Origin of the sequence: Polynucleobacter sp. IMCC 29146 (assembly GCF_021395195.1) — a bacterium.
GTDB lineage: Bacteria > Pseudomonadota > Gammaproteobacteria > Burkholderiales > Burkholderiaceae > Polynucleobacter.
In genome coordinates, this window is sequence record NZ_JAJVCR010000008.1 from 93879 (window position 1) to 106345 (window position 12467).

Sequence of the window (12467 nt, forward strand, 5' to 3'; positions counted from 1 at the left end):
ATGAGTTACGCTGATGGCATCATGCCCATAACAATCAATACCCTTCTTGCGATGTATGCGCAAGGCGAGAAAATCACCATGCTTACCGCTTACGATGCTACTGCAGCTGCTTTAGTCGATCGTGCGGGGGTCGATGTGATATTAGTTGGAGATTCTTTGGGTAATGTGGTGCAAGGCCACGGTAGCACTACACCCGTGACAGTGGCACAAATGGCTTATCACACCGCCTGTGTTAATCGTGCGAATACCCGAGCGTATTTAATTGCCGACCTGCCTTTTGCCAGTTATGGTGAGCCACACCAAGCCCTCGATTCTGCCGCTGAGCTAATGCGCGCCGGCGCCAATATGGTGAAGCTTGAAGGGGGTCGTTGGCAAATCGAAACTATCCAATTTTTAGTCGATCGGGGGGTGCCAATTTGTGCTCATTTGGGTTTATTACCCCAATCGGTCCACATCCTTGGCGGTTATAAAGTACAAGGTAAAGTTCCCGATGCTGCTAGTGCGATGTTGGCCGAAGCCAAAGCATGCGCCGCTGCTGGCGCTCAAATGCTGGTACTGGAAGCCATCCCTGCTTCTTTAGGTAAACGCATTACTGCGGAAATTTCTATTCCAACCATTGGCATTGGTGCTGGGGTCGATTGTTCGGGTCAAGTTTTAGTCTTGCCTGATATGCTTGGTATGAGTCCTGGCAAGCCCGCGAAGTTTGTCAAAAACTTTCTAATTGGCGAGTCTTCTATTGAGGGAGCCATAAAAGCGTTTGTCAGGGAAGTAAAGGCGGGCACCTTCCCCGCACAGCAACATGGCTTTAGCTAAAAAAACTGCGGACACGATCGACCCAACCGTTCTGATGTGGGCTATGCTTTTCACCGCCCTGCTTTAAATTTTCATCAAATTGACGCAGTAATTTTTTCTGCTCTTCAGATAACTTGACTGGCGTTTCCACAATTACATGGACATAAAGATCGCCAAGTACTGCCGATCTTAAGGCCTTCATACCCTTATTGCGTAAGCGGAAAGTCTTGCCTGTTTGCGTGCCCTCAGGCACTGGAAACTCTACTCGACCAGATAAAGTTGGCACTTCAATTGCACCGCCAAGCGTAGCAGCCGCATAGGAAATTGGCATCTGGACATGTAAATCGCTGCCGTCACGCTCGAAAACGGGATGCGCTTTGACCCGCACTTCGACGTATAAGTCGCCCGCTGGACCACCATTAATGCCGGGCTCACCATTGCCTACCGAGCGAACGCGCATGCCATCATCAATGCCCGCAGGAATTTTAATTTCAAGGGTTTTTTGTTCTTTAATTTTGCCGCTACCTTGGCATTGTTTGCATGGCTTAGGGGTGTACTTCCCTGTACCGCGACATTTTGGGCAAGTTTGTTGCATCGAAAAAAAGCCTTGCGATACGCGAACTTGTCCGCGACCATCACAAGTAGGGCAATCTTCTACTTTTGTACCAGGCTCCGCGCCATTGCCTTTGCAATGCTTGCAATCGCTCCAACTTGGAACGCGAATTTGCGTTGAATATCCTTCTGCTGCCTGTTCTAAGGACACTTCCATGTTGTAACGCAGGTCGGAGCCTTTATAGACTTGAGGTCCACCCGTATTGCGTCCGCCAGACTGGCCAAAAATGTCGCCAAAAATGTCGCCAAAAGCATCTGCAAAACCGCCGGTCGCGCCACCTCCAAAGCCGCCCATTCCTCCCATACTAGGATCAATACCAGCATGACCATATTGGTCATAAGCGCCCCGCTTTTGAGAATCGGTTAACACTTCATAGGCCTCTTTGGCCTCTTTGAACTTAGCCTCTGAACCCTGATTATCGGGGTTGCGATCGGGATGATGCTTCATCGCTAATTTGCGATAGGCTTTTTTAATATCCTCTTCACTTGCACTTCTCGAGACCCCAAGCACATCGTAATAATCGCGTTTACTGGTCGCCACAGACCCATCCTTTCAACTTCATTAAAACGGCACAAGTCGGCACAGGGCCGACTTGTTGTTTACTTCTTCGTGTTGAGGTGGATTACTTCTTCTCATCAACCTCTTTAAATTCAGCATCGACCACATCCGCGTCGGGCGCAGCGCCAGGACCTCCAGCTGCACCACTACCCGTTGCCCCTGCGGTACCTGCGGCAGCGCCAGCCGCCTTAGCTTGCTCAGCCGCTTGTACTTTCTCGCCCAGCTTTTGCGCTGCCTTACCAAGAGCCTCCGACTTGGCTTCAATATCAGCCTTATCGCTACCCTTAATGGCCTCTTCTAAGGCCTTCAAAGCCGTTTCAATCGCCTCTTTTTCACCGGCATCTAAAGTAGCGGCGTGTTCTTCTAAGGTTTTCTTGGTTGAATGCGCTAAAGCATCTGCGGTATTACGCGCAGTGACCAACTCAAGCATTTTTTTATCTTCCACCGCATTGGCTTCAGCATCTTTCACCATGCGTTGAATTTCATCTTCGGTTAAACCTGAGTTCGCTTTAATGGTAATTTTATTTTCTTTGCCTGAAGCCTTGTCTTTTGCGGTGACATGCAAAATACCATTGGCATCAATATCAAAAGTCACTTCAATTTGTGGCAAGCCACGTTGCGCAGGAGGAATACCTTCTAAATTAAACTCACCCAATAATTTATTGGCGCTGGCCATTTCACGCTCACCCTGAAAGCACTTAATGGTGACCGCAGGTTGATTATCTTCAGCAGTGGAATAAACCTGAGAATGCTTGGTCGGAATAGTCGTATTTTTTAGAATCATCTTGGTCATCACGCCGCCAAGGGTTTCAATTCCCAAAGAGAGCGGAGTGACATCAAGCAAGAGTACGTCTTTACGATCGCCTGATAGCACCGAACCCTGAATCGCTGCGCCAACAGCAACCGCCTCATCGGGGTTCACATCTTTGCGTGGCTCTTTACCAAAAATGGCTTTGACTTTATCTTGCACAGCAGGCATGCGGGTTTGGCCACCGACCAAAATCACGTCATCGATATCACCAATCGAAACCCCAGCATCTTTAATTGCCATTTCGCAAGGGCCTTGAGTACGGTCAATCAGACCTTCAACTAATGACTCGAGCTTAGCGCGGGTTAGTTTCAAATTTAAATGCTTAGGACCGCTCGCATCCGCGGTCACGTATGGTAAGTTAATTTCAGTTTGTTGAGCCGAGGAAAGCTCAATCTTGGCTTTTTCAGCTGCATCTTTTAAGCGCTGTAAAGCTAATACGTCTTTACTTAAATCGACGCCCTGTTCTTTCTTAAATTCTGCAATGATCCAATCGATAATACGTTGGTCAAAATCTTCGCCGCCAAGAAAGGTATCGCCATTCGTTGATAAAACTTCAAATTGCTTTTCACCGTCAACGTTGGCAATTTCAATAATTGAAACGTCAAAAGTACCGCCACCAAGGTCATATACCGCAATTTTGCGATCGACTTTATCTTGTTTGTCGAGTCCGAATGCCAGTGCTGCAGCAGTGGGCTCATTAATAATTCGCTTCACATCCAAACCAGCAATGCGGCCCGCATCTTTAGTTGCTTGACGTTGACTATCATTGAAATACGCTGGCACAGTAATAACTGCTTCAGTGACTTCCTCGCCCAAATAATCTTCAGCCGTCTTTTTCATTTTGCGCAGAATTTCAGCTGAAACTTGTTGTGGCGCCATTTTTTTGCTGCGCGCCTCAACCCATGCATCACCGTTATCCGCTTGCACAATTTCATAAGGCATCAAGGTGATGTCTTTTTGTACCTCGGCATCGGTAAATTTTCGACCCATTAAACGCTTGACTGCATAAATCGTGTTTTTAGGATTGGTCACCGACTGTCTTTTAGCGGGCGCACCCACCAATACTTCACCGTCCTCGGCGTAAGCAATAATTGACGGGGTCGTCCGACCACCTTCAGCGTTTTCAATTACCTTGGGGGCATTATTTTCAACCACCGAAACACACGAGTTCGTGGTACCCAAGTCAATCCCAATAATCTTTCCCATATCTGCTCCAAATAAATAATTGCTAGGTAAATACTGCTGCTTAAATGAATTTGTAAATCATCTCTTATTCATCAAATGGGGGCAAATAAGCTAAATTCAAGCCCTAAAACAGGCTTTTTTAGGTCTTTTTTGGCTTTTTTAGGGCCCGATCTCCCCTGCCCTACTTGGTTTCGCTCACAGTAACTAGGGCTGGGCGCAGGATTCGGTCTGCCAAAGAATATCCCCTTTGCAGGACACTAACCACCGTATTTGGGTCTTGATCTGCAGGCACCATCGCAATGGCCTGATGCAAATGGGGGTCAAACTTGTCGCCAGTCGCTGGGTTAATTTCTGCTATGCGACCTTTCTCAAAGGCCGAGGCCAATTGCTTTAAGGTGATATCAAGACCTTCTTTAAACCCCTTTGCATCAACTGCCTCAGTTGCTAATGCAGCATGTAAGCTATCGGCCACAGGAATCAGGTGCTCAGCAAAATTTTCAATGGCAAACTTATGGGCTTTAGCAATGTCTTCGGCGGCTCGGCGACGAATATTTTCCCCTTCCGCTTTAGCGCGTAAAAAGTTATCGTGCATTTCGCTTAATTTTTGATTCAGCTCGGCCACTTCTGCCGCAGGCACGCCACTGACACTAGTGGCATCTGGCGCCCTATCTTGTATATCAATAGGTTGGACAGGGTTGATATCGTCTGGCAAGGGCTCGGGGGTTTGGGTATCCGGTTTGGCTTGGGTCATAAATAATCTTCACTCACAATAATCATCGCTTGGGTAAGACAGTTAGTTGGGGATAAGATCCACTTTTTCAAGTAGCGCAACTCAATTATCGCTTGCCAGACGAGCCATTGCTGCCGTGGCTCGTTCTTCGCGTAAACATAACTCAGCTGGAGTTTCTGGTAGTACCGGCCAGCCACTTAAATGAACCTGGGCAATCGCCATTAAAGCCTCAATCCACTGAGGGCTATCATTTAAGCAAGCGATATAGTTGTAATTATCGCCGCCAGCCTCTTCAAACAAAATCTTACCCTCCATGGCAATTTCTTCTAGGGTTTCCAAGCAGTCGGAGGGAAAACCAGGACAAACAATATCGACTCGAGGACAACGACTTTTACCCAACGCCTCAAGGGTTAAGGCGGTATAGGGCTTTAGCCATTCGGCTTTACCAAAGCGGGATTGAAAAGTCACCAAATACTGCCCCGGCTCAAGATCTAAAGCCTCGCCCAATAAACGTCCTGTTTTTAAGCATTCGCAATGGTAGGGATCACCCATCAGCAAATTGCGTTTTGGCAGTCCATGAAAAGACATCACCAATCGCTCGCCAGCGGCAAAATTTGGGCGCCCGTGTTGTTGCCAAAAAAGCGCAATGCGATGGCGTAAGGCATCGATATAGGCAGGGTTATCGTGGAAATGCTTGACCACGCGTAGCTCAGGCTGATTGCGCCAATGGCTCATCAACCGCAACATTTCATCAAAGCTTGAAGCTGAGGTCGTGGCAGAGTACTGGGGATATAAAGGCAGCACTAAAAGTCGTTCAATTGTGCCCAGTGCCTGCATTTTTTCTACTACCTCGGCCATTGAAGGCTTGCCATAACGCATTGCTAATTCAACGACGATCGGCTGGTTCTGCTGCGTGAATTTTGCTTGCAAAGATTGGGCTTGCAAACGGGAATAGTGGAGTAAAGGTGAGCCGAGCTCACCAAGCCAAATCGAGGCATATTTTTTGGCTGAGGTGCCACTGCGAATTGGCAAAATAATCAGATTTAATAAAAGCCACCAGACGAATTTAGGAATTTCTACGACCCTTGGGTCGGATAAAAATTCCCGTAAATATCGACCTACTGCCTGCCGCGTTGGTGCTTCAGGTGTGCCTAGATTCAGTAACAGAATCGCAGTTTGCGTCGCACGCAAATGGGATGGTAGATTCACAAATAAGCTTCGGATGAATGGGCTAAGTTAGATTCAAGGGGCAAGCTTAACTCAGAATTCTCAAGTCAGTGGGTTGCTTAAAGCCCCGGACAATAACTTGGAAGTAATATCAACGATCGGAATGACCCGATCATAAGCCATGCGGGTTGGGCCAATGACGCCCAAAGTGCCGACAATTTGCCCATCAACGCTATACGGTGCACTAATAATGGCCAAATCTTCATAGGGAAGTAAATCGCTTTCCCCGCCAATAAAAATCTGAATTCCATCAGCGTGACTCGAAACATCCAACAACTGCATGAGTACTGACTTCTGCTCCAGCATATCGAACATTTTACGTAATTTATCTAAATTCGAGCTTAAGTCACCCACATTGAGTAAACGTCGCTCGCCCGAAACGACTACATCATTTTGGGTAAAGGCTGACTCAGAAACCCCAGTATTTAAAGCTAAAACCATTAAGCCTGAGATGTCGGTGCGTAACTTATCTAACTCCAGCAATAAGCGCTTACGAACCTCTGAAAAGCTTTTTCCAGCAAATTGAGCATTAATGTAATTGCCTGCCTCAATCAGTTGGCTCGGGGTGTAATCTTGGGTGGTAGGCAAAATGCGGTTTTGCACATCGCCTTCGGGGGTAACCATAATTAACAGTATTTTTCGCTCTCCCAATCGCAAAAACTCAATTTGCTTGAATATCTGGGCTCGCTTTGGTGTCATTACTACACCCGCAAAATGGGTCAAATTAGAGAGCATTTCGGCAGCCGAAGTTATTACCTGTTGGGGTGAGTTTGGGGGTAATCCCTTCTCAATTGCCCTTGATGCGAGCTCCTCAAGGGGCCGAACCGTAACCATCGTATCGACAAATAGCCTATAGCCACGGGGGGTTGGCACCCGCCCAGCAGAAGTATGGGGGCTCGTGACCAAACCCAACTCCTCTAAATCGGCCATCACATTACGAATCGTGGCGGCCGATAAATCGAGGCCTGAGAAGCGTGACAGGGTTCGCGACCCAATGGGCTGCCCCTCCTCGATGTACCGCTCGATTAGGGTTTTGAGAAGTGCGCGAGACCGATCATCCATGTTGGAAGTGATTTTATGCCTATGGTTTAATCGTTATATGTTAAGCCCATCTTCAAAATCAGCTGAAATTCGCTTTCGCCGCATTGCCTTGGTTGGTAAATACCAAGCCGAGGGCATTGGAGAGCGACTGCAAGAGCTAGCTATCTTACTTGCCAAGCTGGGTTGTACGGTTTTTGTTGAAGCAGATACTGCCCAACATATTGAGTTGCAGCAATACCCCACCCAAGTCCTCAAGAACTTTACAAGCACAATTGATTTGACAGTGGTATTGGGTGGCGACGGAACCATGCTCGGCATTGGTAGACAACTTGCTGGAAGCCAAGTTCCTTTAGTCGGAATTAATATGGGTCGTTTAGGTTATATGACCGATATTCCCATTCAAGATATTGCTACGGTACTACCGCAAATTATTCGCGGCGAATATGAGGCCGATACCCGGACTTTATTAGATGCCGTCGTCAAGCGTGGCTCTCAAACAATCAATCGAGCGCTAGCTTTAAATGATGTGGTAGTTAATCGCTCTGGCACCTCGGGTATGTTAGAGCTCGCGGTGGCTGTCAATGACTCATTTATGTACAACCAACGCTCTGATGGCTTAATAATTTCGACACCTACTGGCTCAACCGCCTATGCCTTATCAGCAGGCGGACCAATTCTGCATCCTAAAGTGCCTGGCATTGTCTTAGTGCCCATTGCCCCACATGCGCTTTCTAATCGGCCCATAGTTTTGCCACAAGATGCCATAGTCAGCATTGAAGTAGCAGGCGGTGGCGATGTGATTGTGAACTTTGATATGCAATCACTCACCAATTTACAAATTGGTGATCGTATCGAAGTACGCCTATCCAATAAATCCATCACCCTACTCCATCCACTCGGCCATAGCGATTATCAAACCTTGCGGGAAAAACTGCATTGGAATGAATATCCTTCGACCTTTTGATTTTAGTAGTAAGCGAATAACAGATGTTGCAAACACTCACGCTGCATGACTTTGTCATCGTCGACCAACTTGAATTGGATTTTGCCACTGGTTTTACGGTTTTAACTGGCGAGACTGGGGCTGGTAAATCGATTTTGCTCGATGCCTTAAGTTTAGTTTTAGGGGAGCGCGCCGATAGCAGTCAAATACGCGAGGGCTGTAAGCGGGCAGAGATTAGTGCCTTTTTTAGACTTGCAGCACCACTGCAACAAAGCCTCCAAAATTGGCTTGATGAGCAAGGTTTTCCCATCGAAGATGGGGGTGAGAGCCTGCTTTTAAAACGTAGTATTGAAACGAATGGACGTAGTCGCGCCTTTATTAATGGCAGTGTGGCAACCTTAAACCAATTACGTGAAGCTGGCGATTTACTCGTCGATATTCATGGTCAACACGCCCATCAACTACTTCTAAAAGGTGGCGCGCAACGTGATTTACTCGATCACCACGCTGGCCTAACGACCTTAGCTAAAAACGTTGCCGAACAATTTCGCCTCTGGAACGAGAGTCGCCGCAGGCTTACGCAAGCTGAAAATGCAGGGCAAGATAGACAACGTGAGCGTGAGCGCTTGGAATGGCAACTAGAGGAACTTCAAGTGCTCTCGCCCCAAGAAGGCGAGTGGTTGACGGTTCAAAGCGATCATGCACGGTTAGCGAATGCGGCAAAAATTATTAGTGGCTGTCAAGCGGTAATTGATAACTTGAGTGAAGTTGAAAATTCAGTGGCCACCGTACTCTCGAAGTCTAGTAGTGAGATTCAAACCCTGAGTACCCACGATAGTAATCTAGTAGAAGTTAGCGTCACGCTTGAGGGTGCACAAATTCAGGTAGATGAAGCGATTCATGGCTTAACACGCTATCTGCAAAAAATTGAACTTGATCCAGAACGACTTGGAGAAACAGAGGCTCGCATGCAAGCCTTGCATAGTGCTGCGCGCAAATTTAAAGTGCCTGCCGAGCAGTTGCCGCAACTATTACTCGATATTGAAGATAGTTTGGCAACCTTAACTGCTGCACAAAATATTGATCTATTAAAAAAACAAGTAGCCTCTGCAGAGGCGAATTTTATGCAATTAGCCCAACAACTATCGCAACAACGTAGCAGCATGGCAAAACAATTAAGTAATCAGGTTACGGCAGCGATGCAAGGTTTATCAATGGCTGGTGGACAATTACAAATTAGCTTGCTGCCCCTAGCCGAAGGCAGTGCGGGCGGCTTAGAGCAAATTGAATTTTTAGTTGCGGCACATCCAGGGGCGACACCCCGACCCCTAGCAAAAGTGGCTTCAGGTGGAGAATTAGCGCGAATTAGCCTCGCCATTAGTGTAATTACTAGCCAAGCCGCTTTTACGCCAACTTTAATTTTTGATGAAGTCGATGCTGGTATTGGTGGGGCAGTAGCAGAAACCGTGGGTCGTTTGTTGCGTCAACTCGGGGAATCGCATCAAATTTTATGTGTAACCCACTTGCCACAAGTCGCCGCACAAGCTAATCAACACTTAAAAGTCAGTAAAGCCATTAGTAAAGCCGGGGAGGAAGAAAAGACCCTCTCTCATGTCAGCTTATTAAACCGCGCTGAACGGGTTGAAGAAATAGCCCGCATGCTGGGTGGCACCACACTTACCGAAACTACTCGGCGTCATGCGCGCGAACTTCTAGAGCAGCATTAGGCTCTAAGATGGACTTCCATAGGGCTATAACTTGCAGGCGTGCTGATGCAAACTCTGGGTGCTGCTGTAAATCAAGTCGCGATTTATCAACCCCATCTAAACGCAAGCGATGTTGTTTAGCCCTAAACAAGCGATAGGCATTGCCAACTGCAGTCGCGGCAGAACGATCTATCAATTGACAATCGGCAGCGCTACTAAGTAAGGCAATATTTCCTAAATTCGCAATTAATTGCGGGTGAAAGTAGGCAAAAGCTAAAACTAAATATTGCACGATGAACTCGATATCTACCATGCCCCCTTTATCGTGCTTTAAGTCAAATTGATTTGTAGCATTGGGGTGGCCCTCATGTACCTTCATGCGCATGGATAATATTTCTTGACGCAATATCTCTGGGTCACGCAGGTGCCCTAACACAGCAGCACGAATCTGCTCAAATTCAGTGGCAAGTTGAATTTGTCCTGCCGCAAAACGGGCTCGCGTTAGGGCCTGATGCTCCCAGACCCAAGCGACATTTTTACCTTCACGCAATTGATATTGCTTAAACGCTGCCAAGCTAGTGACTAAAAATCCGGCTGATCCATTAGGCCTTAAGCGGGTATCAATCTCAAATAAAGTGCCCGCTGAAGTAAATGCAGTTAACCAATTAATCATGCGCTTGGCCAACAGCGTATAAATTTCTTGGGCCCTTAAATCATCCTCCTCGGCCGCATAAATAAATACTAAATCTAAGTCAGAAGCATAACCAAGCTCTTTGCCGCCTAATTTGCCATACGCAATAACAGCAAATGGGGGCAGGGGTTGATTTGGTAAGATAAATTTTTTCGCAACACCAATCCACACCCGCTCATAACTCACTTGCAACATCATGTCGGCAAGTGCTGATAAGCGATCACTTATTTTTTCTACGCCCAATGGCGCTTGGGTGCCAATCCCTAAATCTGCCAGTAAAATTAAAAAGGTTTCCGTTTGATGGCATACCCGCAATACATTCATTGCCTGTTCATCCGTTGCGGCATCTTGCAAGGCATCGTCTAGCCGCAGATCGAGATGCGACTTAACCTCCTGCCAATACACTGCGGGTTCATGTACTAATTTTTCTTCAGCACTTGAATCGAGTAAATTATCTAGTAAGTGTGGATGGCGGGTTAGGTATGTCGCACCCCATTGAGAGGCTTTTAACAAGGCCAAAATATTAATTAAGGCTTGTGGATACTCGGCCAAAATCGATAAATAAGCGCCGCGTCTCGCAATGGCCTCTAATAAGTCACAAAAACGAATGAGTACTTGATCGGCCTCACTTGAAGGGAGCAACTCGGCAGCTAATAAATCAACGACTTTTTTTAAGACATTGACGAGAATGAGGCGGCTGGCTGCCGGTAAGGCTTTTTGTTTACCGCTAGCTAACCACAATTGCCAGCGCTCTAAGGCCTGCGGAAAAGATTGTGCATCAGGCTGCCAAGCAGGGGAAGCTGAATCGATATCAAGACGAGTATTTTTATCCAGCGCGAAAGCTTTTTCAAAAATCCGCGCCACGTTATTTTGTTGTTGGTCAAGTTGCGCTAGAAATGCAGTTCCCAAACTTGGTTCATCGATAGGTCTATCTGCGCCTGCCATACTTTCTGCAAAGCGAAGCCGTGCAATCTCATCTTCAGGTAAAAGATGCGTTTGTTGATCTTCCCAAATTTGTAAGCGATGTTCTAAACGCCTTAAAAATTGATAAGCGCAGACCAGTTCATCAATTTCTATTTGCGGCAATAGGTTTTGCTGAGCGATTAAGCCCAGAACGTCTAAAGTGGGACGAATTTGAAACCGTGGATCGGTGCCGCCGCGCATTAATTGAAACATTTGCGCCACAAATTCGATTTCGCGAATTCCACCTCGCCCTAATTTAATATCTTGCGCGCGACTGGGTTTGCCAAGTCGACTTAAGCTTCGGCGCTCAGCTTCGCGCTGTATTTGGACGTGCAAATCACGAATGGCAGCAATAACGCCATAATCTAAGTGACGCCGATATATAAATGGGCGCACAATTTGCGTTAATGCCTTATTGCAGCGTACCGAGTCGATCGCCGCAGGCGCTGGGTAGACTAAGCGTCCTTTTATCCACGCATAGCGCTCCCATTCTCTTCCTTGAACAGATAAATATTCTTCAAGCATATCGAGACTACAGACCAACGGCCCTGAGTCACCATTGGGCCGTAAACGCATGTCGACTCTAAAAACAAATCCATTGGCATTTTGCTCAGCGAGTAATTTAATCACTCGCTTGCCAGCTCGCTCAAACCACTCATGATTGGACAAGACCTTCGTACCACCCTGAGTATGGCCATCTTGTTCGTATAAAAAAATTAAGTCAATATCGGAGGAGACGTTGAGTTCACCACCGCCCAATTTTCCCATCCCAACAACGATGAGCGGCAATTCACAATGTAAGGTGGGGCTCCACGGCAAGCCAAAACGATCCTGCAAATCAAGACGTGCGCGTAATACAGCTAAACCAATAGCTTGCTCTGCAAAGTAGCTCAGGGCGGCAGTAACCTCGGCTAAGCTAGCGAGCTGATTGAGGTCTCGAAATGCAAGCCAAATCATAAATCGTTGCCTGGCTAAGCGAATTTGCGCCATGAAATTGGCTTCCGTGTCATGCGTATTACTTGCGGCCTCAATTGCCCCTAACAAGAGCGTCCTTACCCCAGCCTGATCTAAGGGCAGCGAACCCCAATGCGCAAGCCAGTCTAGCCAATCTGGGTGAGCAATAAGCCAGCGATCAGAAAAAATCGAATGGCGCCGCAACCAACTAACCTGGGACTGAAATAAGCTCATGACTCCATCTTAATCTGTG

General features: G+C 47.1%; 9 protein-coding genes. 3 read left to right on the forward strand and 6 right to left on the reverse strand.

Features of this window, described 5'->3' with window-relative positions; all coding sequences use genetic code 11:
* Positions 1–813 carry a 3-methyl-2-oxobutanoate hydroxymethyltransferase gene (gene panB, locus LZT22_RS10245; RefSeq protein WP_233925110.1) on the forward strand — a complete coding sequence of 271 codons (813 nt, stop codon included), beginning with the start codon at positions 1–3 and terminating at the stop codon, positions 811–813.
* Here panB and dnaJ read toward each other — a convergent pair.
* The 5 genes from dnaJ to hrcA all read right to left on the reverse strand — a co-directional run bounded on the left by dnaJ (position 806) and on the right by hrcA (position 6978).
* The gene (gene dnaJ / locus LZT22_RS10250; RefSeq protein WP_233925111.1) at positions 806–1945 is read right to left on the reverse strand and encodes a molecular chaperone DnaJ; all 1140 of its coding nucleotides are present in this window, start codon (positions 1943–1945) and stop codon (positions 806–808) included. The two genes, panB and dnaJ, sit on opposite strands and share 8 nt — an antisense overlap.
* A gap of 82 nt (positions 1946–2027) precedes the next feature.
* Positions 2028–3980, reverse strand: coding sequence for a molecular chaperone DnaK (gene dnaK / locus LZT22_RS10255; RefSeq protein WP_233925112.1), 1953 nt, complete (start codon positions 3978–3980; stop codon positions 2028–2030).
* A 160-nt stretch (positions 3981–4140) separates the two neighbouring features.
* A complete protein-coding gene (gene grpE / locus LZT22_RS10260; protein WP_233925114.1) occupies positions 4141–4710 on the reverse strand; it encodes a nucleotide exchange factor GrpE in 570 nt (189 codons plus the stop codon).
* A gap of 81 nt (positions 4711–4791) precedes the next feature.
* On the reverse strand, positions 4792–5898 hold the full coding sequence (gene hemH, locus LZT22_RS10265) for a ferrochelatase (protein WP_233925116.1): 1107 nt from the start codon (positions 5896–5898) through the stop codon (positions 4792–4794).
* A 60-nt stretch (positions 5899–5958) separates the two neighbouring features.
* Positions 5959–6978: a heat-inducible transcriptional repressor HrcA gene (gene hrcA / locus LZT22_RS10270; protein WP_233925118.1), complete on the reverse strand. Its 1020-nt coding sequence runs from the start codon at positions 6976–6978 to the stop codon at positions 5959–5961.
* Between the two features lie 37 nt (positions 6979–7015).
* Here hrcA and LZT22_RS10275 point away from each other — a divergent pair, with 37 nt between their 5' ends.
* Positions 7016–7921, forward strand: coding sequence for an NAD kinase (locus LZT22_RS10275; RefSeq protein ID WP_233925119.1), 906 nt, complete (start codon positions 7016–7018; stop codon positions 7919–7921).
* A gap of 23 nt (positions 7922–7944) precedes the next feature.
* Positions 7945–9627, forward strand: coding sequence for a DNA repair protein RecN (gene recN / locus LZT22_RS10280; RefSeq protein ID WP_233925120.1), 1683 nt, complete (start codon positions 7945–7947; stop codon positions 9625–9627).
* On the opposite strand, the gene glnE is transcribed toward recN, so the two are convergent.
* Positions 9587–12448, reverse strand: a complete 2862-nt coding sequence (gene glnE, locus LZT22_RS10285) for a bifunctional [glutamate--ammonia ligase]-adenylyl-L-tyrosine phosphorylase/[glutamate--ammonia-ligase] adenylyltransferase (protein WP_233925121.1) — start codon at positions 12446–12448, stop codon at positions 9587–9589. The genes recN and glnE overlap by 41 nt on opposite strands.
* Between the last annotated feature and the right edge of the window lie 19 nt (positions 12449–12467).